The following is a 22193-nucleotide window of genomic DNA, read 5'->3' on the forward strand; positions in this document are numbered from 1 at the left end:
TCCCGTTACTGGGGTAGGGGCTTGGCGGGCACCGCGTACTGCTCCCGTGCGGGCACGCTGAGCGTCTCCCGTTCCGGGTAGCGCAGGGCGGTCAGGTGCCCGCCGAAGGCGCAGCCGGTGTCGATGTTCACGGTGTTCCCCACCCAGCGGGGAGCCACGTGGGGCGTGTGGCCGTACACGACCAGCGCCGCGCCGTGGTACGCGGCGGCCCAGTCGCCGCGTACGGGCAGGCCGTACTCGTCGCGGGTGCCGTCCACGTCGCCGTACAGCGCGAAGCTGCGTACCCGGCCGGACGTGCGGCCGTGGAAGCGCTCGGGCAGGCCGGCGTGCGCCACGACCAGCCGCCCGCCGTCCAGCACGAGGTGGCTGGGCCGTGTGGCGATGAACTCGCGCACCTCGCGCCGGAAGGCGGCCCCGGCCGCGTCCAGTTGCGCCAGCGTGGCGTCCAGCCCGTGCACGAGTTTCACGGACTTGCCGTCCAGCGCGCGGGCGAGTTTCTCCTCGTGGTTGCCGGGCAGGCACAGGGCGCTGCCGGCGCGCACCATGCCCATGACCAGCCGCAACACCCCGGCGGAATCCGGCCCCCGGTCGATCAGGTCGCCCAGGAACACGGCCATCCGTCCGCCGGGCGGCGTGACGTCCGTGCCGTCCACGGCGTACCCCAGGGCGGAGAGCAGGTCGCGGAGTTCGGGGAGGCAGCCGTGCACGTCTCCGATCACGTCAAAGGGGCCGCCCAGGTCGCGGCGATCCACGCGCAGGGGCACGCGCGACACCGTCGCGGCGGTCGCAGCGGCCCCGGAGCGCAGCGTCCACACGCGGCGGAAGCCCTCGTGCGTCAGGCCGCCCTGGGTGCGCCGCAGTTCGCCCATCTGCCGCAGCAGCGCGTCCGTTCCCGCCCCTGCGCCCGCGTGGGCGGCGTGCCGGGCCTCCAGCTCCGGGCGCGGCACGTCGAGGACGATCGCCACGGCGGGCAGGTCGTGCGCGCGGGCCAACTCGACCAGGGCGCGGCGGTCGTGCGATTTCACGTTCGGCGCGTCCACGACGGTCAGCAGGCCGCGGGTCAGGCGCTCCGCGACCGCGCCGAAGGGGGCCGATCCATCGGGCCCCGGCCCCAGCACCTCGTCCGGCGCGAAGTGCCGGGCGGCGAAGGTGGACTTGCCCGCCATGGACGCGCCGATCAGCACCACCAGCGCGGGGCTGGGCACGTCGAGGTGAGGGGGCGGGGCGGCCATGTGCGCCGATGCTCGCACACCTGGCCGCGGCGGGTGGGGTTTTCCGTGGCACGCGCGGGAGCGGGCGGGTACCATCACCACTGATGAAGGCCGCCCTGCTTCTCGGCTCCGCGCTGCTGTGCCTGTCCGCCGCCGGGCTGGCCGCCGCGCCGCGCACGGCCGACCAGTGGTACGCCGCCGGGCAGGCGCAACTGCGGGCCGGGCAGCTCCGAGCCGCGGCGGACGCCTTCGCGCGCTCGGCCGCCCTGAACCCCAGCGCCGCGAACTGGCGCGCGCTGGCCGACACGCGCGTCCGGCTGGGCGACTACGAGGCCGCCACGCAGGCGTACGACCGCGCCATCGCGGGCTACCGGGGTCGCGGGGACAGCGTGACCGCCCGCGCGCTGGAGGCCCTGGCCGCGCCGTACCGGCAGGACGCCGCGCTGTTCGTGCTGAACGCCGCGTCCACGCCCGCGCCCGCGTGCCAGCGCGCCCTGGCGAAGTTCGAGCCGGCCACCGGCGTGTACCTGGGCGCGTACGTGGACGAGTGGGGCCTCGGCGCGGACGGCCGCCTGCGCCTGCCCGCGCCGCTGGACGCGGGGCTGGCGGTGTACTTCCGGTACTTCACGCTGCGCGCCCCCGGTCAGGGCGAGGTCTTCCCCACCCGCTTCGCGCAGGCGGTGAAGGCGGCCGGCGGCGCCATGCACGTCGCGCTGGAGCCGGGGCTGCCGCTGCGGCAGGTCACGGAGGCGACCGTGCTGCCCTTCGCGCAGGCCGCCGCCGCGTCCGGCGTGCCGATCTTCCTGCGCTTCGCCGGCGAGTTCAACGACCCCGCCAACGAGTGGAGCCGCGATCCGGCGCTGTACCGCGCCAAGTTCCGGCTGGTGCACGACGTGATGGCCCGCGTCGCCCCGAACGTGGCGATGGTATGGATGATGATGCCCTCGCGTCTGGAGACCGTGGACGCCTACTTTCCCGGCGACGACGCCGTGGACTGGGTGGGCCTGAGCCTGTACTCGGTGCCGTTCCAGAACGGCGACCGCGCCCAGCCGGGCCTGCGCGTGAACCCGCTGGACGTCCTCGACCCCATCTACCGCAAGTACGCGTGCGCGCACCCCATCCAGGTCAGCGAGTACGCCTCGGCGCACCGCAGCGGCGCGGCGCCCGGCGTGGACTACACGGACTTCGCGGTGCAGAAGCTGCGCGAGCTGTACTGGGGCGCGGTCCTGAAGTACCCCCGGCTGAAGAACGTCAACTGGCTGAACATCGACATGGGCTCCAGCGCCTTCGTGCAGCCCAAGGCCGTGGCACGCCGCAACGACTACACCCTGCCCGGCGTGGACGCCAAGGTCGCCGCGTTCCGCGAGCTGCTGGGCGTGGACACCTTCCGCACGGCCTTCGCCGCCATGACCACCGTGCACGTGCCGCAGCCCTTCCCGGCCCGCGTGCAGCTGCGCGAACCGCTCCAGGGCGCGCTGTGGCTCAAGACCTTCAGCGCGCCCGCCCGCGTGACCGTGCGCGTGGACGGCCAGCCGGTGCCGGTCGGCGCGGCGCTGCCCTACCGCTTCACGCTGCCCGCCACCCTGGCGCCCGGTGCGCACACCCTGACCGTCACCGCCACCGGCGAGGACGGCAAGACCCTGATCAGCCGCGTGCAGCGCTTCGACGTGCAGCCCTGAGGCTCAGCCCGGTTCCAGCCGCACCCGCACCACCCAGTCGCTGACCGCGCGCCGCACGTTCTCCGGTACGGCGTCCGGAAGGCGCGTCGTGTCCTCCGCTGCTTCCAGGGCGTGCACCAGCCGTTCATGCGCGGCGCGGTAGGTGTTCAGCGGTTCGGGCAGGAGTTCGTGCTCCTTTCCACCCCGCTTGAGCGCGATCAGGTCGGCCAGGAACGGCAACCGGGCGTCCGCGTTCAGCACCTCCAGGTTCGCCTCGACCACGCCCGAGCGCATCACGTGCAGGCCGGTCAGCACCGTGCGGAAGGCGTACAGCAGCGGCTTGACGCGCGGCGTGTCCTCGTTGTCCAGCAGCCGCCACTGGTTGGCCGTGAACCCCAGGTAGTGGTGCGCGTGCCAGCGCGTCAGCACGCCCGGTGCCAGGGCGACGAGTTCCGCGTGGGCCGCCGAGGTCTGCACCACCAGCGGCGAGAGCAGCTGTTCCAGCACGTACCCGTTGCGCGTCAGCAGCAGCCGGGCGAACTTGCGGGCATCGTGCGTGACCAGATCGAGGTCCACCACGCCGTCGTCCCGCTCTACGGCGTACGTCTCCGGCACATCGTCCAGGCCGAGCACGTCCCTCAGGGGCAGCACGTGCACGCCCCGCAGATCCCAGTCGCTGTCCGGACTCGGAAAGCCGTACAGATGCGCGCCGCTGACGGTGGCGAACACCAGCGGGAAGGGATGCTGGCGCGCGGCGGCAGGAAGCTGGAGCGGGAAGGTGGTGGCCGGATGCATACCTGTCCCAAACCCTAGCGGCCACGCCGCGGCGCGGCATCCGCCGGGTGGCTCACCACTCCAGCGCCGCGCGCCGCGCCCGGATCAACCAGTCCTGCACGGCGGCGTAGTCCGGGCGCTCGGGCAGGGTGGTGGCCGCGTACGCCGCCTCGAACTCGCGGTGCAGCGCGGCGCGCCACGCCTCCACCTCCGGCCACGGCACCTCGCCGCGCTTGATGGCCAGCAGCGCTTCACGCTCAGCGCCGACATCCAGCAGCACCACGCCCGTCTGCAACAGGTGCGTGCCGCCCATCAGCAGCCTCAGGAGATGCATGGCGTGTTTCCAGCGCACCTGCCCGTGCTGGCGCAGATCGGCCTCGATCCTCCTGAACTGCCCGGCCACGTAGCCGGCGTACGTCTGGTATACCAGCCGGCTCAGGAAGGCGCCGCGCAGGTCGAGCAGGTCCCGCGCGATGGGAGTGGCCGTGAGCACGTGGGGGCTGTACAGCACCTCCAGCACGTTCGGGTTGGCCTTCAGGGCCAGCAGCACGAACTTCCGCGCCTCCCAGTACACCTCCTCGCCGTGCTCGAGCTGCTCGGGTACGCCCTCCAGGCTCCAGTCGTCGCGGGCCGGAGGCAGAAAGAAGCCGCGCAGGTCGGTATCGCTGCCGGCCGTGTCCAGACCGAAGGCGCGGCTGCCGACCACGCAGCGGTACTGCACGAACGGCGCGAGGTCCCGTTCCGCGGACGGCAGCCAGTTCTTGTCGTGGCGGCGCACGCCGAACGTCCGCCGGGGCAGCGCGACCTCCGCACCATCGGAGAAGCGGATGCGGTAGGCGTGCTGGAGGTCGCCGGGCGCCTGCACGACCGTGCCCACACTGCCCACGGGCCGCCCGTCCAGCGCGACCTTCGTGGTGACGCTGGTGCCCACGGGCAGGATCGGCGGCAGACTCATACCGGCACCGCAGGACGCGCTTGCATGGACAGCAGCGTAGCGGGTGGCCGGCCACCGCCGCGCTTGGCCTGGACACGGCCGCAGAAGATGGCAGAATGCCGGTGTCCGTGAGACGTATCTGAAGACCATGAAGCCGAGCCGTCCTGATCACCGGGGGTACCGTATGCGCCATTCGATCAAAGCTGCCCTGACCGCCGCCCTCTCGCTGAGCCTGCTGTCCACCGCCGGCGCGCAGTCCTCGCGCCAGAGCACGCTGGTCATCGGCGGGGATTTCAGCGACCTGATCACGCTCGATCCCGGCGTGTCCTACGAGTTCTCGGGCTCGCTGGTCACGGGGAACCTGTACGACACGCTGGTGGCGTACGAGGGCAACAACCTCTCGACCCTGCGGCCCCGCCTCGCGTCGAGCTGGACCGTCACGCCGACCTCGACCGGCTCGCGCATCACCTTCAAGCTGCGCGACGCGAAGTTCAGCACCGGGCGGCCGGTCACGGCGGCGGACGTGGTGTACTCGGTGAACCGCGCGATCAACCTCAAGACCCCGTCGAGCTTCCTGTACACCGACGTGGCGAACCTGAAGGTCGGCTCGGTCACGGCGACCGACGCCAAGACCGTGGTGTTCGACATTCCCAAGACCGCGAACCCGAACATCGTGCTGGCGCTGCTGACCTTCAACATCGGCGGCGTGATCGACTCCGCCGAGGCCAAGGCGCACGAGACGAACGGCGACTACGGCAGCGCGTGGCTCAAGGACCACTCGGCGGGCAGCGGACCCTTCGTGCTCAACCGCTGGGACAAGAGCGCGCAGGTGGCGCTGGACGTCAACCCGCAGGCCTTCCGCCGCTCGCCGAACATCAAGCGCGTGATCCTGCGCTACATGCTGGAGTCCAGCGCCCAGCAGTCGGCCGTCAACTCCGGCGAGATCGACGTGGCCATGAACTACACGCCGGACGCCTTCAAGGACGTCGCGGCCGCCAAGAAACTCAAGACGCAGAAGGCCGACAGCTTCCTGCTGGCGTACCTGGGCATGAACTCCGCCAAGGGCATGCCCTTCGAGGACGCCCGCGTGCGCGAGGCCGTGCGCTACGCCATCGACCAGGACGGCATCATCTCGGGGCTGCTGCAGGGCCTGGGCCGCAAGACGCAGACCATCATCCCCATCGGCCTGGCAGGCTCCGATGCCAAGATCTACTACCCCTACAACCCCGACAAGGCCAAGGAACTCCTCAAGGCCGCCGGCAAGGGTGACGGTTTCAGCGTGGACTTCTTCGTGAGCACCGGCTCGTGCGCGGGCGGCGTGCCCTGCGCGGACCTCGCCGCGAAGATCCAGGCGGACCTCGCCAAGGTGGGCATCAAGGCGAACATCAAGCAGATGGTGAACAGTGAGCTGCTCACCGCGTACCGCGCCCAGAAGGCCCCGCTGGTGCAGGTGTCGTGGAGCCCGGACTACCCGGACGCCGACGGCAACGGCACGCCTCTCTCGGACTACAACGCCAAGTCGCTGGCGTGGCGCAACGGCTGGCAGAACGCGGACGCCAGCAAGCTCGCGCAGTCGGCCGCCATCGAGACCGACGCCGCCAAGCGCCTGAACCTGTACAAGCAGCTCACGGCGCTGATGGCCAAGGACGGACCCTTCGCGATCCTGTACCAGCCCAGCCGGCCCATCGTGATCCAGCCGAATGTCAGCGGCTTCAACCAGAACGCCAACGGCGACGTGCAGTTCGAGAAGATCAGCAAGAAGTAACCGTCACCGGGAATCCCGCCGTCCTCCTGCCCCGGCGCCACTGCGGGCAGGACGGAGGGAGTCCCCGGCCCTTCATTGCGACAAGGAGTCCGTTTGCTCGTCTACATCATCCGGCGCGTGGCGCTGATGGTCTTCGTGCTGTGGGGGGTGTCGCTCGCGGCGTTCCTGATCTCGCACGCGCTGCCGGCGGACCCGGCGGCGGCCGCGCTGGGCAACAACGCCCGCGAGGAGCAGCTCACGGCCTTCCGGGAACGCAACGGCCTGGACCGGCCGCTGGCGGTGCAGTACGGGCTGTACATGACCGAACTCGTGCGCGGTGACCTGGGCTCGTCGCTGCGGACCCAGAACCCGATCACGGCGGACCTGCGGCAGTTCTTCCCGGCGACGCTGGAACTGACGCTGGGCGCGGTGGTGTTCGCGGTGCTGATCGGCGTGCCGCTGGGCATCGTGGCGGCGCTGACGCAGGGCCGGGCGCCGGACCTGCTGGCGCGCACCTTCGCGCTGCTGGGCGGCGCGACCCCGGTGTACTGGCTGGCGATCCTGGCGCTGAACGTGTTCCACGAGAAGCTGGGCTGGCTGCCGGGGCCAGGCCGGCTGGACGCGTACTCGCTGCCGCCGCCCGTGAAGACTGGTCTGGTGACCATCGACGCGCTGCTGGTGAACGACCGCGAGGTCTTCGTGGACGCGCTGCGGCACCTGATCCTGCCGGGGCTGGTGCTGGGCATGTTCTCGGCGGCGCTGCTGACCCGCATGACCCGTTCGGCGCTGCTGGAGGTGCTGTCGCAGGACTACATCCGCACGGCGCGGGCCAAGGGCCTGACGCGGGCGCGGGTGGTCGCGCGGCACGCCATGCGCAACGCGTCGCTGCCGATCCTGACGGTGCTGGGCACGCTGTTCGGGTCGCTGCTGACCGGCGCGGTGCTGACCGAGACGATCTTCTCGTGGCCGGGCATCGGCGGCTACGCGACCACGTCCGCGATCAGCCTGGACTTCCCGGCGGTGATGGGCGTGACGCTGGTGGCGGGGCTGGCGTACTCGGTCGTGAACCTGCTCGTGGACCTGCTGTACGCCGTCTTCGACCCGAGGATCAGCTACTCATGACGGCCACCGTGACCACGCCGGCCGCCACGGCCACAGGCAACGCGAACTGGCGGCGCTTCCGGCGCAACCCCGGCGGGATGGTCGGGCTGGTGCTGCTGACCGCGCTGGTCGTGCTGGCCCTGATCGGCCCGGTGCTGACCGGCGACCCGACCGCGCAGAACCTCGGCATCCGGCTCCAGGCACCGTCGGGCGCGCATCCGCTGGGCACGGACCAGCTCGGGCGGGACGTGCTGGCACGCGTGCTCAGCGGCGCGCGCATCTCGCTGGGCCTGGGCGTGAGCGTCATGCTCGCGTCGCTGATCGTGGGCTCGGCGGTGGGCCTGCTGGCCGGCCTGCGCGGCGGGTGGTGGGACGAGGTGATCATGCGGATCACCGACATCTTCCTGGCGTTCCCCAGCCTGATCCTCGCCATGGCGATCTCGGCGGCGCTGGGGCCCAGCCTGACGAACGTGATGATCGCCGTGGCGCTGGTGTCGTGGCCCACCTATGCCCGGCTCATCCGCGCGCAGGTGCTGGCGCTGCGCGAGCGCGAGTTCGTGGAGGCCGCCCGCGCGCTCGGCGCGGACCAGGGCCGCATCGCGGGGCGGCACCTGCTGCCCAACGCCGTCGCGCCGCTGCTGGTGCAGGGCAGTTTCGACGTGGGCAGCGCCATTCTGACCGCCGCTGGCCTGGGCTTCATCGGCTTCGGGGCGCAGCCGCCCACGCCCGAGTGGGGCGCGATGGTCAGCGAGACCCGCAACTACATCGGGCCGGCCCCGTGGGCGTCCAGCACGCCCGCCGTGGCGATCCTGCTGACGGTGCTGGCCTTCAACCTGCTCGGCGACGGTCTGCGCGACGTGTTCGACCCGCGCGCCGCGAGGTAGACCGCAGCACCGCAGCCGCAGCGCCCGAGAGTCCAACCGAACAGCCGACGAATCCGAAGGTCCAAGTGGGCGCGCTGAGCCGCCGTTCTTGGGCCTTCGTGTTGGCCGTCGACGGCTCACGACAGGATGTTCACCGCGCGGCTCGCCACGAGCGCCAGGGTCAACAGCGAGATGCCGGCCTGGAGCATCATCAGGACCTTCGCGGCCGGGGTGAGCGGCAGCGTGTCGGTCGGGGAGAACGCGGTGGCGTTGGTGAACGACAGGAACAGGTAGTCCACGAAGGTCGGGTGCCAGCTCTGGCCGCCGTCCGGCAGGGTCATCGGCGTGAACAGCCAGTCGCGCCGCGCCGCGGCCCCGGACTGCCGCTGCAGCGGACCGCCCCGGTCGAGTTCCCAGTACCACAGCGCGTACACGATGATGTTCGTGACCCAGATGTCCAGCGCGTCCACCAGCAGCAGCCGGCCGGTGGCCTTGCTGCCGTGCAGCAGCGACTCGACCAGCAGCAGCAGGGACAGCAGGTTCGCCACGTTCAGCAGCGCGATCAGGCCGAACGCGAAGGTGCGGGCGGTCGCGTGCGACACCACGACATTTCCGGCGGTGCCCAGGTGCAGCCGCCGGGCGTGCAGGCCACGCACCACCGACAGCGGAATCAGCAGCAGCACCTCCAGGCCGGGCAGCAGCCAGTTCGGGCCGACGGTCACGCGTTCGTTGAGGGTCACCTGCAGGGCCACCACGGCCAGGATGGCGACGCGGGCGGGCCAGAACGATTCGCGGCGGATCGCGGACGGCGCGGACAGCATGGCAACCAGTGCAGCACACCCGGGCGGGCGGGAGCGTGAAATCCCGCGCCCGCCATACTGACCGGTATGAACCGCACGGATCGTCTGCTGGCCGTGGTGCTGGAACTCCAGGGACAGTCGTGGACGACCGCCGCAGCCCTGGCCCGGCAGTTCGGGATCAGCGAGCGCACCGTGTACCGCGACGTCGTGGCGCTGACAGAGGCGGGCGTGCCGGTCGTGAGCGTGCCGGGGCGCGGGTACACGCTGATGCCCGGATACTTCCTGCCGCCGCTGCACCTGAGCGTGTCCGAGGCCGTGATGCTGTCGCTGGGCGCGGACGCGGTGCGCGCCGCCTTCGACCCCGAGTACGCGGCCGCGGCCGAGTCCGCCCTGAAGAAACTCACGGCCGCCCTGCCGCACGAGCGCCGGGCCGAGGTCACGGGCCTGCGCGAGCGCCTGCGCGTGGTGCCGCCGGACGAGGGTACGGACGTGGCGGCCGTGCGCGTGCTGCGCGGCGCGGTGCTGGCCGAGCGGAGCGTGACCTTCACGTACCACAAGCCCGGCGGCGATCCGGACGTCCGGCGCGTCTTCCCGCTGTCGCTGGTGTACCTGCACGGCGCGTGGCTGCTGGGCGCCTTCGATCCTGCGCGCGGGGACCGGCGCACCTTCCGCCTGAGCCGGATCGAGCGCCTGATCGTGGAGGCCACGACCTTCGAGCGCGACCCCGCGTGGCGCACTGGCCCGGAACCTGCTGGACAGGGGCGGACCGTGACCGTGCACCTGCGCTTTCCCCCCGGTTCGGAGCGGGCCCTGCGCGAGCGGCCGAGTTTCTTTCAGCAGGACATGAAGACCACACCCGACGGCGTGTCGGTCACCCTGCGCGTCCGGGACGGGCGGGACGTGCTGGCGTGGGTGCTGTCCTGGGGCGGGGCCGTGCGCGTGCTGGAGCCGGAGGGGCTGCGCGAGGCGGTGCGGACCGAGGCGCGGGCCATGCTCGCGGGCTCCTGACCCCGCTCCTGACACAGGGCTGTCACCCGACCCCGGCAGCATGACGTCAGGAGGCACCACCATGCACACCACCCTCGATTTCATCGCCCTGCACACCACCGACCTCGACGCTGCCCGCCGCTACTACACAGGGGTTCTGGGCTTCGAGACCACGCCTGGCCCACCCAACGCAGCGGTGTTCATCCAGGCCGGTGGAGCGGCGCTGGCGATCCGCGAGCCCCTGCCGCACGAACGCACCAAGCACTTCGGCGCTGGGGTCAGCGTGTGGTTCGGGGTGCCGGACGCCGATGCGTATCACGCCCGGATCGCGGCGGCGGGCGCGCAGGTCATCCAGCCGCCTCAGGACGGTCCCTTTGGACGGATGTTCAGTGTCCGGACGCCGGACGGTCACGCCCTGACCTTCCACCAGACGCCGGCATGACGGCACCGCCGCGGCCGGTCACCCGGGGCATGCTCAGCGCCCGAGTTGCTGGAGGATCACCGGATCGGTGATCGCCGTGTCGTCAGCCAGCAGGAAGGCCTTGCTCAGCACCAGCGACAGCACCCGGTCACCGTCGAAGTTCACGTCCGGGCCGCTGCCCTTCCCACCGGGAATGATGCACAGGTACTGGTCGTTCGGTTCCATCAGGATGTTGGCCGAGCCCAGGTGGATGCGGTACGCGCGGCGGTCGCCCTGCACGCGCAGGAAACGGCCGTCGAGCGAGAGGCGGGCGGCGATCTTCAGTCTCGGGATCAGGCGTTTCAGGTACGCGGCGCGGGTCTTGGCGGTCTCGGTCAGGTCACCGAAGCTGTAGCTGTGCCAGTACTCGCGGAACCGTCCGCCGGGGCCGCCGTCCTGCCACGTTGGATCGTTGCCCACCGAGGCCACCCCCACGAACAGGTCGACGTCGCGCAGCACCTCCGAGAGCGCCAGCGGCGGGATCTGCTCCAGCGGCAGCGGATTCACGGGTTGCTGGGTCTGGTTCACCCACATCTCGTAGCTGCCACCGCCCGCGTGGGCGTGGTTCTCGGGGGCGTCCAGCGGGTAGAACCGCACCTGATCGGTGTTGAGGCGCAGGTAGCTGCCGGACTCGGTGCTGTCGGTGCCGTAGTCCTGGCCGATTCCCTGGATCCAGTATTCGGCGCGCAGGCCGTACGCCGGCAGGTCGCGCATGGCAGGCGGGTACGAATCGTCCACCATCAGCCGCAGCCGGTTGCGCCACCCGCGCAGCGCCGCCAGCGCGTGGAACTGGTGCTGCCGCAGGATGTGCCCCGCGAAGCGGTTCGAGTACGTGCCAGTGCGCCGCTCGGCGTCGGTCAGCACGTAGACCTCGCGCCACGCCTGCTTGAAGGGCTGCGTGATTCCCAGGACGTCCAGCCGGTCGCGCCACGCCAGCACCTCGGGCACGCCGCGCCCGATGGGATGCCACAGCTGGATTTCGGCTGCCGGCGCCACGGCAACGGGCGCGCCCTGCACGTCGCGCAGGTCGCCGTCGGCCCACAGCGCCGCAACACCGTCCACCAGCCAGATGAGTCGCCGCGCCACGGTGCCGGCCAGCGGGTGGTGCAGATACCGCTCCGTCCACGCCTCGCCGGGCCACACGCGCGGCTGCACCATCAGGCCGTCGAGCCGCTGCGCCAGCGCCGCCACCGATTTCTCGGCCTCCTTCTGCGCGGCCTTCAGGTCGGCCAGTTCCTCGGCATGATCCGTCTTCACGCTGGCCGGCACACTTTTCAGCGCCTTGCCGCCCCGGGTAAAGCCCAGATGCGTGCCGTCCGCGCCCACGCTCAGGCGCGCCTCCACGTCGCCCAGCACGTCCACGCGCTCGCCCACGGCCGTCAGGCCCAGGGTGGGCACGCCCAGTTCCAGCAGCTCGTCCGGCGTCACGGCCAGCCGAGCGGCCACGACCTCCAGGCCCTTGTGTACCTCCTTCAGCGTTCCCTTGAAGGTCACGGTCGTCGCCAGCCGCGCCAGCGCCGACAGCGCCGCTCCGGACTCGGTACGCGACAGCGCGTATACGGCCGCGTTGGCAATTTTCGGTGCGCGGGGGCCGACACCCGGCACCTTCTTCAGCGCCGACTCGACCACGCCCGCCACCGCCCGCGTCAGGGCGTCGTCTGACGCCAGCGGCACCATCCACAGCAGGCCCTTCAGGGACAGCGCGTTGAACTCGTCCAGCAGCAGGTTCGGGTCGCCGCCGTACTGCATGGGATTCAGGCGGAACGTGCGGGGTCTGGGCAGCAGTGGCAGCGCGGCCGTCAGCACCTCGCGGAACGGGGCCGCGCCGACGGCGCTCAGGTGCTTCTCGGCGTCCTTCAACCACTTCGCGCTGGGTTTCCCTGCCGACGCGGTGCGCGCGAACGCCACCAGCGCGGGCCAGGGCTGCCGCTGCTCCGGGGGCAAGGTGTCCAGGAGGGCGAGGAAGGCGTCCGACCACGCCTCGCCGGGGTTGAGTTCGGGGATGAGGATGAGGTCTGCAAAGCTGGCTAAGCCGTTAGATGCAGCATATCTGCGTAAAGCAGCACGTGAATGGTCAGAAATCTGACCAGCCACATGTAGTCGTCTCAACGTTTCTACATGGGCCGGTATCGCGTAGAAAGAAGGGAACTCCCCCATGCGAGTTAGATGCTCGATGACCTGAAGATGAGTTGCGTCCGACAGACCAGATTCGGCCAGCTTCTCTAGTGCCTTCGTCCTGAAGGAAGAGATGTAGACCTGTGGATACTCGGAGTAATCCTTGGAGATGACCTTCTCGGCCAGTTCATCCGCTTCTGCCGGTCGAAATGGCGGGGTGTAGCTGTAGACTCCGCGCCCCCAGGTCTCCAGATAAAGTGACACCCAATTTCCTGCACGTGGCTCAACTTTCCAGCCTTCCAGTCGCCCGGCCACGCTCCTCAAGGTCGCTCTATACTCTGCCTGCTGATCAGGATAGATCTGATCCACGCACGATTGTGCCAGTTCAAGGGCCTCATTTTGACGATCTGTGGGAAGTCTCACCAGATCGGAAAACGCGACACTTTCCAATCGCTTCAAGTGTGAACTGTGTCCCAACCAATGCGAGACCAGAATTTTGATCTGAATGTCTTGAGGCAGATCAATTCCAGGGCTGTCTTTCCGCAAACTCCACCACCGGTTGAGTCGGGCCTGGAGAGCTAGCTTACGATTGGCGGCAACGCCACGCTTCCATGCGAGGAGGGAGTTTAAAACCGTTTCAATGACCGGATACTGCTCTTTCTCGGGAAACACAACAAGACGTTGAAAAAGATCTGCGAACGTGGACTCATCCAGAGAATCCACGTTCCTGGCTAACTCCTGAAGATCACCTGCCATCCGCCTACCCGCCCACCAGCGGCACCAGTTTGATGAAGGTCACGTCCAGCGGGTGGCCCAGCCGCAGCGTCACGGGCTCGTCCGGCGTTTCAGCCTGCCGGTCGCCCACCAGAACGATGACGGTGCCGCGCGCAAATGCCTCGAGGGCGCGGGCGGACTGCTGTTCCCAGTCGATGCGGTGCGGGCGCGGCACCGTGGGACTGTTCAGGGCACGTTCCATGCCCTCGGGCACGACCAGCCCCCGGAAGCGTTCCCTGGCTCCGGCGTTGTACTCGGTCACCTCGTCGTACACGCGGCGGCGGATCAGGTCGCGCACCGTGACCGTCTCGACCTCGAAGTCCAGCGTCAGGGCGGGTTCGGGGCGGGGGCGGGCGGTCGTTTCGTCGAGGACGTTGACGGTGTACATCATGATTCGCACCTCCAGATTCTGTTCACAGCGTAACACATCGGCAGCCTCATCGTGCCCTATGTCACCATGCCGCTCCTGACACAGGGCTGTCACCCACCCCCGCCATGCTGGAGGCATGAAGACCACCCTCTCCTTCGTGACGCTGCACACCACCGACTACCCCGCCGCCCTGGCGTTCTTCACAGACATCCTGGGCTTCGAGCAGACCGAGACGCGGCCCGGCGCGACCGCCTTCGTGGCGGCGGGCGGCGCGGGCCTGGCCCTGCGGGCGCATGGCGGCCTGACCCCGCCGCTGGGCGTGGGCGTGACCGTGTACTTCACGGTGCCGGACGTGCAGGCCTTCCACGACGAGGTGGTGGCGCGCGGCGCGGTGATCAGCGAGCCGCTGCACGACATGCCCTTCGGGCGGACGTTCACGGTGCAGGCGCCGGACGGGCAGGGGCTCGGTTTCTGGCAGGAACCCGCGTGAGCGCCGCCGCGACCCTGCCGGTCACGCCGCCCTTCAACTTCGGCCTGACGCTGGCGTTCCTGAACGGCTTTCCGCCCATGCAGGGCGAGCAGGGCACCGGGGGCGAGCTGCGCAAGGCCACGCGGCTGGCCGGGCAGACGGTGGGCTTCGTGGTGCGCGCGGCGGACGGTGAACTGGACGTGACCCTCCACCCGGAGCGGACGCTGGATGCCGGGCAGGTGCAGGCTCTGCACGAGCGGATCGCCTTCTTCCTGGGGACGGACGTGGAGCTGGACGCGTTCTACGCGCTGGCCGAGAAGGATACGGCCCTGCGGCCGGTGCTGCGCGACATCTACGGCTTCCACCAGCCGCGCTTCCTGACCCCCTTCGAGGCGGCGTGCTGGGCGATCCTGACGCAGAGGCAACCGCTGGCGCAGGCACGGCACATGAAGCTCGCCCTGGCTGACGCGCACGGCGGCGCGTGGGACGGCCTGCCCGCCTTCCCGGAGCCTGCGGATCTGGCTGAACTGAACGCAGCAGCGTTCCAGGCGCTGGTGCCGAACGAACGCAAGGCCCGCGCGCTGCACGCGGTCACGCGGGCCTTCCAGGGGGTGAGCACCGCCGATCTGGCCGCCGCGCCGTACGGAGAGGTGCGCGAGTGGCTGCTCGGCATCCACGGCATCGGAGAGTGGAGCGCGCTGTTCGTCCTGCTGCGCGGGCTGGGACGCACCGAGCGCAAGGACCTCTCGCCGGACAGTCCGCTGATGAAGGAACTCCTGCGCGCCGCCCGGCCGGTGTACGGCGAGCTGACACCGCAGGACCTGCTGACCATCGCGGACGGGTACGGCGAGCAGCGGGGCCAGTGGGCCATCTCGCTGCGGAGCCGCGCGGCCCTGGTGCCGCACGAGGAGCGTGTGGCATGACCGTGAAACTGAACTACGTGAGCATCCTGGTGTCGGACATGGCCCGCGCGCTGGCCTTCTACCGCATTCTTGGCCTGCCCATCCCGGGCGACGCCGAGGACGGGCACGTCGAGATCGAGGTGGACGGCCTGCGGATCGCGTGGGAGTCCGAGGCGCTGATGCGCGAGTTGAACCCACACTGGACACGCCCGCACGGAGCGGGCCGGATCGGAGTGGCCGTGCAGGCCGACTCGCCTGCCGGGGTGGACGCGGCCGTGGACCGCCTGCGCGCCGCCGGTCACGACGTTCCGGACGCCTTCGACGCTCCGTGGGGCCAGCGCTACGCCACCGTGACGGACCCGGACGGCACGGCCGTGGACGTGTTCGCGTGGCAGCCCGCTCCGGAGGGCTGATCCGGATTCACGCTTCCGACGTTTCCGGACGCCAGTCGACCACACGCCAAAGGCCCTGCGGCCGTCGAGTCCTGCGCTCGGGCTGATCGGCGGGTTCGGCCACGACCCGTGCGGGCACTGTGGACGTCCATGTCGGGCACCCGCGGCATGCCCTGGTCGGCGGCGGCCACGTCCGCGAGCACCGAGACCACGGTCTGCTCGGGCACCGAGGTCGTCGGGGGCATGGACGCATCCCAGAGGCCCTGCGGCGGCGTCGGGACTATGCTGCCCGCATGGAGCGCGCGTGAGCGGGATCGTGTGGCTGGCGCTGGACGGCGTCGGGCATCCGGCGGACGCCCCGCCCGGCAGCGTGTGGGAGCAGGCGCTGCCCACTCTGCGGCCCGTGGTGGACGCGGGCGCGGCGCTGGACGCGACGCTGGGCGTGCCGGGCCTGCCGCAGTCCGGCACCGGGCAGGCGTGCTGGCTGACCGGCACGGACGCCGTGGCCCTGATGGGCGAGCACTATGGGCCGCACCCCGGGCCGACTCTGCAGCGCCTGCTGCGGGAACGCTCGCTGCCGGTGCGGCTGGCGCGGACGGGCGCGCGGATCGCGCTGGCGAACCACTACGTGCCTGCATACTTCGAGGCGCAGGCGGTGGGGCCGCGCCGCAACCGCATGGGCTGCTTTCCGTACGCGTTCCGGGCAGCGGGCGCCGACCTGAACCCGCCGGGCGTGCCGGGCGTGGGGGCCACGCTGGGCCTGGACTACCGCGCGCCGTGGCGGCCGGTGGGCACGCTGGACGACGTGGCCCGGCTGGGCGCGGCGCTAGCGGCCTCGGCGCGCACGCATGACCTGATCGCCGTCGACCTGTGGTTCAGCGACGCGCTGGGGCACGAGGGCATGGTCCCGCTGCCGGCGGACGCCCTGGCGGCCGGGCGGACGTATCTAACACGGGTGGACGCGCTGCTGGCCGGGCTGCTGGACGCGGGGGCGCGCGTGGCCCTCAGCAGCGACCACGGCAACCTGGAAGATCTGCGCGTGAAGGGGCATACCGTGGCGCGCGTGCCGTTCGCCGCCGTGGGCGTGGAACCGGGCCGCCCGTCGAACGTCGTGCAGGGGGGACAGGCCGTCGCCGGGTGGTTCGGGGTGGACGGCGTGGAGATCACCGAATTTTAATGCCAGGCCCCACCGACGGCAGAAGTTATCCACAGGCTTATCCACAGTGGCTGTGGATAAGCTGTGGATAACCCCGCCCCGGCCCGGTGGGCAGATGGGCAAAAAGCGTGTATGGCACGGTGCGAAGCGGCTCTACTGAACGCGGGTTCGCGGGGAGCGGAGTTATCCACAGGGTGCCGTTTCACTGTGGATAACTTCCGCAATCGGCGCCGCGCACGGCCTGCACGAAGGCGCGGACGGCGGCCGCGTCCTTGACGCCCGGGGCCGACTCCAGCCGGCTCACCGCGTCCACGGCCCCCGGGCGCAGCGCCCGGATGGCCTCCGCGACGTTCGCGGGCCCCAAGCCCCCGGCGAGCCACGCGCCGGGTGGGAAGTGGGGGCGCAGCGCCGCCCAGTCCAGCGGCACGCCGCCGCCGGGTTCGGGCGCGTCCAGCATCGGCGTGACGCCGGAACCGCCCGTCCACACGCCGCTGTGCCCTGCCAGATCGGCGGGGCGCACGACGCGCAGAACGGGATAATACGCGGCGACCTCCTCCACGTACAGTCTTGACAGCGGGCCGTGGAGCTGCACGGCGCTCACGCGCGCCGCCTCGGCCGTGCGCAGCACCTCGTCCAGGCCCTGGTTCAAGAACACGCCCACCCGCGCGACCGCCGGGCCGACGCCCAGGCCGGCGTCGCGCGCCACCCGGGCACTCACGAGGCGCTTGCTGACCGGCGCGAAGATGAAGCCCAGCGCGTCCGCGCCCGCCTCGGCGCTCAGCACGGCGTCATGGACGCTGGTGGTGCCGCAGACCTTCACGCGGATCATGACCGGCCCTCCTCCAGCGCGGCCACGCGGCTCTCCAGGGCGCGCACCCGCCGCGTCAGGGCGAGCAGCAGCAGGGCGTAGTGGTCATAGAGCTTGGGGCGTTCCATGCGCGTCTCGCCGGCCATCCAGCCGTTCAGGAGCCGCTCGGCCACCGCGAGCACCTCGTCGTCGGGTACGTCGCGCCACGACCGGCCCCCCAGGATCTCCTGCGCGAAGTTCAGTTCACGGTCGCTCATACACACTCCGATTGAATCCCGCTGAAAGCGGGTGAAATCCGACCAAAGGGAGAAGGAGAATCCACAGCTTCATTGTGGCGCCGCACGCGCGGCGAAGATCTCGCGGGCCGCCCTCACCTCGGCGTGGTGCTGCTCAGCCCACACCCACACGGCGCAGAAGGCCTCGCTCAGGCTGCGGCCCAGCGGCGTCAGGGCGTACTCGACGCGCGGCGGGATCACGGGATACACGGTGCGGGTCAGCAGGCCGTCGGATTCCATCTGGCGCAGGGTCTTGGTGAGCATCTTCTGGCTGATGCCGCCCACGTGCTCGCCCACCTGCGTGAAGCGCAGCGTGCCGTGTTCCTCCAGCACCTCCAGGATCAGCAGCGTCCACTTGTCCGCCACCCGGCCGATCATCTCGCGCACCAGCGCCTCGACCTCCGGCGCGGCCTTCGGCCAGGGCTCGCCGCCGGGAATGGCCGTCATGGATTCCATGGCCGCACCATAGCGCGCCCGGCATGTGACTCTCCGCAGGAGAGTGCCGCGGGTGGGCCATGCGGCCGATGCGCGCCCACGGGCCGCTCTGGCACGCTGGAGCCATGACGCCGCGCCGCGAGACCGCCCTGCACGTGCTGTACACCCGCCCGGGGGAGTCGGCGTGGTACACGCTGGACACGGATCACATGACGTTCTTCGGCGCGAACGTGCTGGAGGTCGTGCGCGCGGCGGGCCTGCCCGGCACATTGCTGCGGCGCCTGCACTTCCGCACCGTGGGCGAGGAAGGCGGCGTGCGCCGCACCGAGAGCGTGTGGCACCTGCACGCCGGCGAGGCCGCCGGACTGGACTGGCGGGCCGAGGGCGCGTGGGACGAGCGCCGGCGCGCGTGGCGCGAGGTCGCCCGCACGCCGCCCACGAACGTGCCGTGGATGCACCCCGGCTGGCACGCCGACACGCTGGCGTGGCTGGACGAGGAACTGACCGCGCAGGGCCGGACGCGGACCGGGGAGCCGGCCGTCCTGAAGCACTGGCAGATCAGCGTCCTGTGGCGCGTGCCCACGGGTGCCGGGCCGGTGTACCTCAAGGCGGTGCCGGCGTTCTTCGCGCGCGAGGTCGCGGTCACGCCCGTGCTGGCCCGCGAGCTGGAGGGCGCCGCGCCCCCCGTCCTGGCCGCCGATACGGGCCGCGGCCTGCTACTGCTCGAGAGCGCCGGCAGCGAGGTCAGCGAGGCCCCGGATCTGGACGCCGTGATGGCACACGTCGCGCGGCTCCAGCAGGCGTCGCGGCCGTTGCTGCCGGCGCTGGAGCTGCGCGACCGGGGGCCGGAGTACGTGCTGGACTGGCTGGACGCCCTGCTGTCGGACGCGACCCTGTTGACCGGGGAGGACGGGGGCTTCACGGCACAGGACGCCGGGGCGCTGCGGGCCCTGCGCCCGCTGCTGACGGCGGCGCTGGAGCGCCTGGCGGCCAGTCCGCTGCCGCGCACGCTGGGGCACGGCGACCTGCACGGCGGGAACATGGTCGCCCGGGACGGCGCGTTCACGCTGCTCGACTGGTCGGACGTGTGCGTCACCCACCCGTTCCTGGACGTGAATCCGGCGTACTTCTCCCCGTGGCAGGTCGATCCGCCGCCGGGCGCCGTGGACGCCGCACGGGACGTCTACCTGCGTGCGTGGACCGAGTTCGCGCCGGAGGACGACCTGAAAGCGCTGTTCCGCGACGCCGTGATCTGCGGCGAGCTGTACCGCGCGCTCGGGTACGTGGACGGCCTGCAGGGCGCGGTGGAGGACAAGACCGAGTGGCGCACCGCCCACCTGGGGCACCTGCGACAGGTGCTGCGGCTGCACCGTGCCCAGGACTGGTCGTGGGCACCGTGACCCGCCCGGATCACTCGCACATCCTGCCGTCGCCGTCCCCGTCGAGTTTGGCGTTGTAGCCGCCCTCGCCGCGCAGCACCGGGGTGCGGCCGGCGGCGCGCGCCTGCGCGCAGTTCGCGTACGGCGTGGTGCGCCGGGACGCCGTGGGCGCCGGAGCCGCGGCCGCGCCCTCGTGGCGGAAGTCGGCGGGATTGACGTAGGTGCCGGCGTGCACACCGCGTTTCGCCGCGCGGGCGGCGTTCTCCTGCGGCACGTAGTCGGTGGCGTACTCGCGGTAGGCCAGCGCGTGGCCCTGGGCGACCATCCAGCCGTTCACGTCCGTGCCGTTCACGCGGCACACGCCGACCGTACGGCCGTAGCGGTCGGTGTCGCGGCGCTGGCACGTCACGGAGCGGGTGCCCAGGAACGCGCGCAGCGAGGCCGCCGCCTCCTGCCCGCAGGCATAGGTCTTCCCGGCCCGGCGGCACGTCTGGTCGTGTTCGGGCGCGTCGATGCCGTACAGGCGCACGCGCGTGCCGGCAACGTCGAGCGTGTCGCCGTCCAGCACGCGGGCCACGCCACTCACGGTGCCTCCCGGAGTGCCAGGAGCACGCCCAGAGGGAGCACGTCCGGAGGGAGGCGACGCCGTCCGGGCCAGCAGCGCGAGGGCGAGTACCACGCCCACGACCAGCAGGATCAGGCCCACGCGCAGGCGGCGGGTGCGGGCCTGGGCGCGGCGCCGGGCCTCCAGGGGCGCGCGGCTCACCGCGCCGCGCGCGTCGGCGCGTGGACGTGCACCTGGGCGGCCACCCCCAGCGACAGCGTCAGGGCCTGCCCGTCCAGGCGGGCAGTCAGGGTGCCCAGCGCGCCGTCCACGCGCTGCACCTGCACCGCCGCCCCCGGCGTGAGTCCCGCGCCGACCAGGGTGCGCAGTTGCCCGGCGTCACCGTCCGGCACACGCGACACCACGCCGTGGTCACCGGGCGCGAGCTGCGACAGCCGCCGCTCGGCCCGCTCGGGCACCTCGCCCTCCAGTGTGGGAATCGGGTCGCCATGCGGATCGTGCGTCGGGTCGCCCAGCCACGCGGCGATGCGCGCCTCGAGCTTCTCGCTCAGGGCGTGCTCCAGTTTCTCGGCCTCCTCGTGCACCTCGTCGAGCGGCACGCCCAGCGCGCGGTGCAAGAACAGCTCCAGCAGGCGGTGGTGGCGGAGCACCTCCAGCGCCACGCGCTCGCCCTCGGCGGTCAGGCGGGCGCCCTGGTACGGCGCGTGCGACACCAGGCCCTGCTCGGCCAGCTTGCGCAGCATGCCGGTCACGCTGGCCGGCGCGACCTCCAGCGCGGTCGCCAGCGCCTGGGTGCTCACCTTCCCGGCCTGCCCCAGCACGTACAAGTGCTTGAGGTAGTCCTCCGCCGAGCGGGACAGGGCGCGGGCCGTCATGCCCGCAGTGTACCGGGCGCCGCTACTGTGGAGTCATGCCGGTGCTGTTTATTCACGGAGTCGCGGTGCGCGCGGAACACGACCCGGAATGGGCGACGGTGCGGCGCGTCACACAGGGCCTGCGGTGGCCCGCCATGCTGTCCACCCTGCGCGCCACCGTCGCGCCGGTGCTGCGCCCGGACGACCCGGACGGCGTGGACATCCAGCCGGTGTACTGGGGCGACCTGGGCGCCCATCACGCGCCGCCCCGGCCGCCCGCGCCGGACCCGGCGGACGGCGGGCTGCCGTCTAGGGACGCGCTGGGCGAGGCGCTCGAGGCGCGGCTGCGGGCCCGCACCCCGGCGGGCCTGTGGCCGGACGTGATCCGCGCGGCGTGGCACGTGGCGCGCGATGTGGACCTCACCGAGACCGCGCGCGGCCTGGCGCCGGCGCAGGCATGGCCGTTCCTGGAGGCCGCCGCGCTCGCCCAGCCGACCGGCGTGGCCAGCGGGCCGCGGCGGCTGCACCTGCCCGCGCCGCTGGTGGTGCAGCGCCAGCGCAACCTGTCGCGGGCACTGCTGACGGTGCGCCGACCGATCACGTCGTTCGTGCCGATCTTCCTGGGCGACCTGCTGGTGTACCTCGACCGGCGCGGCACGCCGCAGGCGCCGGGACCGATTCCGCGGCGCCTGCTGGATGCGCTCGCAAGCGCGCACGCGGCCCGGCAAGGCAGCGGCGAGCCGCTGGTGGTGCTCACGCACAGCCTGGGCGGCGTGCTGCTGTACGACGTGCTGAGCGTGTTCCTGCCCGCCGCGCCGGAGCTGCGGGACGTGTGGGTGGACTTCTGGTGCGCGGCGGGCAGTCAGGTGGGGCCCTTCGTGGAACTGGGCCTGACCGCCGGCGGCGCGCCGGACGGTGCGGACGCCCCGACCGCCGGGCCGCATCTGGGGTACTTCTGGAACGTGTGGAGCGAGAGCGACCTGCTGAGTTTCCCGGCGGGGGGCGTGGTGCCGGGCGCGCACGACACGGCCTTCCCGCTGGGCGGCAACGTGCAGGCCGGGCACCTGGCGTACCTGCAACGCCCGGAGTTCTACCGCGCCCTGGCCGCCAAAGTAGACGTCCACACCCGGCGCTGACCGGCCCATGGAACTTTCCGGCGGGCGGCAG

The 22193-nt window shown here is 71.5% G+C and carries 23 protein-coding genes; 12 read left to right on the forward strand and 11 right to left on the reverse strand.

Annotated elements, in window-relative coordinates; all coding sequences use genetic code 11:
- Nucleotides 1–5: 5 nt before the first annotated feature.
- On the reverse strand, nucleotides 6–1232 hold the full coding sequence (locus HNQ07_RS19050) for an AAA family ATPase (protein WP_184114784.1): 1227 nt from the start codon (nucleotides 1230–1232) through the stop codon (nucleotides 6–8).
- Nucleotides 1233–1315: 83 nt separating this feature from the next.
- On the opposite strand from HNQ07_RS19050, the gene HNQ07_RS19055 reads away from it, so the two are divergent.
- Nucleotides 1316–2890 (forward strand): hypothetical protein, encoded by a 1575-nt coding sequence (locus tag HNQ07_RS19055; RefSeq protein WP_184114785.1) that lies wholly within the window; start codon nucleotides 1316–1318, stop codon nucleotides 2888–2890.
- Nucleotides 2891–2893: 3 nt separating this feature from the next.
- Here the strand turns inward: HNQ07_RS19055 and HNQ07_RS19060 are convergent, their stop codons facing one another.
- Complete coding sequence (locus tag HNQ07_RS19060; protein WP_184114786.1) at nucleotides 2894–3664, reverse strand: nucleotidyltransferase domain-containing protein; 771 nt, start codon at nucleotides 3662–3664, stop codon at nucleotides 2894–2896.
- A 52-nt stretch (nucleotides 3665–3716) separates the two neighbouring features.
- Nucleotides 3717–4598 carry a nucleotidyltransferase domain-containing protein gene (locus HNQ07_RS19065; protein ID WP_184114787.1) on the reverse strand — a complete coding sequence of 294 codons (882 nt, stop codon included), beginning with the start codon at nucleotides 4596–4598 and terminating at the stop codon, nucleotides 3717–3719.
- A 163-nt stretch (nucleotides 4599–4761) separates the two neighbouring features.
- On the opposite strand from HNQ07_RS19065, the gene HNQ07_RS19070 reads away from it, so the two are divergent.
- The 3 genes from HNQ07_RS19070 (at nucleotide 4762) to nikC (ending at nucleotide 8306) form a co-directional block, all read left to right on the forward strand.
- Nucleotides 4762–6342 (forward strand): ABC transporter substrate-binding protein, encoded by a 1581-nt coding sequence (locus tag HNQ07_RS19070; RefSeq protein WP_184114788.1) that lies wholly within the window; start codon nucleotides 4762–4764, stop codon nucleotides 6340–6342.
- 93 nt (nucleotides 6343–6435) lie between these two features.
- The gene (locus HNQ07_RS19075) at nucleotides 6436–7443 is read left to right on the forward strand and encodes an ABC transporter permease (protein ID WP_184114790.1); all 1008 of its coding nucleotides are present in this window, start codon (nucleotides 6436–6438) and stop codon (nucleotides 7441–7443) included.
- Nucleotides 7440–8306, forward strand: coding sequence for a nickel transporter permease (gene nikC, locus HNQ07_RS19080; RefSeq protein WP_184114792.1), 867 nt, complete (start codon nucleotides 7440–7442; stop codon nucleotides 8304–8306). The genes HNQ07_RS19075 and nikC overlap by 4 nt, the downstream gene beginning before the upstream one ends.
- 116 nt (nucleotides 8307–8422) lie before the next feature.
- Here the strand turns inward: nikC and HNQ07_RS19085 are convergent, their stop codons facing one another.
- Nucleotides 8423–9106 (reverse strand): hypothetical protein, encoded by a 684-nt coding sequence (locus HNQ07_RS19085; RefSeq protein ID WP_184114794.1) that lies wholly within the window; start codon nucleotides 9104–9106, stop codon nucleotides 8423–8425.
- Between the two features lie 66 nt (nucleotides 9107–9172).
- On the opposite strand from HNQ07_RS19085, the gene HNQ07_RS19090 reads away from it, so the two are divergent.
- On the forward strand, nucleotides 9173–10093 hold the full coding sequence (locus tag HNQ07_RS19090) for a helix-turn-helix transcriptional regulator (protein WP_184114796.1): 921 nt from the start codon (nucleotides 9173–9175) through the stop codon (nucleotides 10091–10093).
- Between the two features lie 61 nt (nucleotides 10094–10154).
- Nucleotides 10155–10514 (forward strand): VOC family protein, encoded by a 360-nt coding sequence (locus tag HNQ07_RS19095; protein ID WP_184114798.1) that lies wholly within the window; start codon nucleotides 10155–10157, stop codon nucleotides 10512–10514.
- Nucleotides 10515–10547: 33 nt separating this feature from the next.
- Here HNQ07_RS19095 and HNQ07_RS19100 read toward each other — a convergent pair whose 3' ends face one another.
- Nucleotides 10548–12476: a DUF4132 domain-containing protein gene (locus HNQ07_RS19100; protein ID WP_184114799.1), complete on the reverse strand. Its 1929-nt coding sequence runs from the start codon at nucleotides 12474–12476 to the stop codon at nucleotides 10548–10550.
- A gap of 931 nt (nucleotides 12477–13407) precedes the next feature.
- Entirely contained in the window at nucleotides 13408–13812 is a 405-nt protein-coding gene (locus HNQ07_RS19105; RefSeq protein ID WP_221275217.1) for a hypothetical protein, read from the reverse strand.
- Between the two features lie 115 nt (nucleotides 13813–13927).
- On the opposite strand from HNQ07_RS19105, the gene HNQ07_RS19110 reads away from it, so the two are divergent.
- The 4 genes from HNQ07_RS19110 to HNQ07_RS19125 all read left to right on the forward strand — a co-directional run bounded on the left by HNQ07_RS19110 (nucleotide 13928) and on the right by HNQ07_RS19125 (nucleotide 16731).
- Nucleotides 13928–14281: a VOC family protein gene (locus HNQ07_RS19110; protein WP_184114800.1), complete on the forward strand. Its 354-nt coding sequence runs from the start codon at nucleotides 13928–13930 to the stop codon at nucleotides 14279–14281.
- On the forward strand, nucleotides 14278–15183 hold the full coding sequence (locus HNQ07_RS19115) for a DNA-3-methyladenine glycosylase family protein (RefSeq protein ID WP_184114801.1): 906 nt from the start codon (nucleotides 14278–14280) through the stop codon (nucleotides 15181–15183). The genes HNQ07_RS19110 and HNQ07_RS19115 overlap by 4 nt, the downstream gene beginning before the upstream one ends.
- The gene (locus tag HNQ07_RS19120) at nucleotides 15180–15575 is read left to right on the forward strand and encodes a VOC family protein (protein ID WP_184114802.1); all 396 of its coding nucleotides are present in this window, start codon (nucleotides 15180–15182) and stop codon (nucleotides 15573–15575) included. Before HNQ07_RS19115 ends, HNQ07_RS19120 begins: the two co-directional genes overlap by 4 nt.
- A 283-nt stretch (nucleotides 15576–15858) precedes the next feature.
- On the forward strand, nucleotides 15859–16731 hold the full coding sequence (locus HNQ07_RS19125; protein ID WP_184114803.1) for a metalloenzyme domain protein: 873 nt from the start codon (nucleotides 15859–15861) through the stop codon (nucleotides 16729–16731).
- A gap of 181 nt (nucleotides 16732–16912) precedes the next feature.
- Here HNQ07_RS19125 and HNQ07_RS19130 read toward each other — a convergent pair whose 3' ends face one another.
- From HNQ07_RS19130 to HNQ07_RS19140, 3 genes are all read right to left on the reverse strand, one after another.
- On the reverse strand, nucleotides 16913–17539 hold the full coding sequence (locus tag HNQ07_RS19130) for a phosphoribosylanthranilate isomerase (RefSeq protein WP_184114804.1): 627 nt from the start codon (nucleotides 17537–17539) through the stop codon (nucleotides 16913–16915).
- A complete protein-coding gene (locus HNQ07_RS19135) occupies nucleotides 17536–17775 on the reverse strand; it encodes a hypothetical protein (RefSeq protein ID WP_184114805.1) in 240 nt (79 codons plus the stop codon). Before HNQ07_RS19135 ends, HNQ07_RS19130 begins: the two co-directional genes overlap by 4 nt.
- Nucleotides 17776–17844: 69 nt before the next feature.
- Nucleotides 17845–18249 carry a winged helix-turn-helix transcriptional regulator gene (locus HNQ07_RS19140; RefSeq protein WP_184114807.1) on the reverse strand — a complete coding sequence of 135 codons (405 nt, stop codon included), beginning with the start codon at nucleotides 18247–18249 and terminating at the stop codon, nucleotides 17845–17847.
- Nucleotides 18250–18353: 104 nt separating this feature from the next.
- On the opposite strand from HNQ07_RS19140, the gene HNQ07_RS19145 reads away from it, so the two are divergent.
- The gene (locus tag HNQ07_RS19145; protein WP_184114809.1) at nucleotides 18354–19628 is read left to right on the forward strand and encodes an aminoglycoside phosphotransferase family protein; all 1275 of its coding nucleotides are present in this window, start codon (nucleotides 18354–18356) and stop codon (nucleotides 19626–19628) included.
- 10 nt (nucleotides 19629–19638) lie between these two features.
- Here the strand turns inward: HNQ07_RS19145 and HNQ07_RS24210 are convergent, their stop codons facing one another.
- Together HNQ07_RS24210 and HNQ07_RS19155 are read right to left on the reverse strand one after the other, a co-directional pair.
- A complete protein-coding gene (locus HNQ07_RS24210; RefSeq protein ID WP_229832241.1) occupies nucleotides 19639–20373 on the reverse strand; it encodes a thermonuclease family protein in 735 nt (244 codons plus the stop codon).
- Entirely contained in the window at nucleotides 20370–21047 is a 678-nt protein-coding gene (locus HNQ07_RS19155) for a metal-dependent transcriptional regulator (RefSeq protein ID WP_184114810.1), read from the reverse strand. Before HNQ07_RS19155 ends, HNQ07_RS24210 begins: the two co-directional genes overlap by 4 nt.
- A gap of 35 nt (nucleotides 21048–21082) precedes the next feature.
- Here HNQ07_RS19155 and HNQ07_RS19160 point away from each other — a divergent pair, with 35 nt between their 5' ends.
- A complete protein-coding gene (locus HNQ07_RS19160; protein WP_184114811.1) occupies nucleotides 21083–22162 on the forward strand; it encodes a hypothetical protein in 1080 nt (359 codons plus the stop codon).
- Nucleotides 22163–22193: the final 31 nt, after the last annotated feature.

The organism is Deinococcus metalli, from assembly GCF_014201805.1.
Classification (GTDB): Bacteria; Deinococcota; Deinococci; order Deinococcales; family Deinococcaceae; genus Deinococcus; species Deinococcus metalli.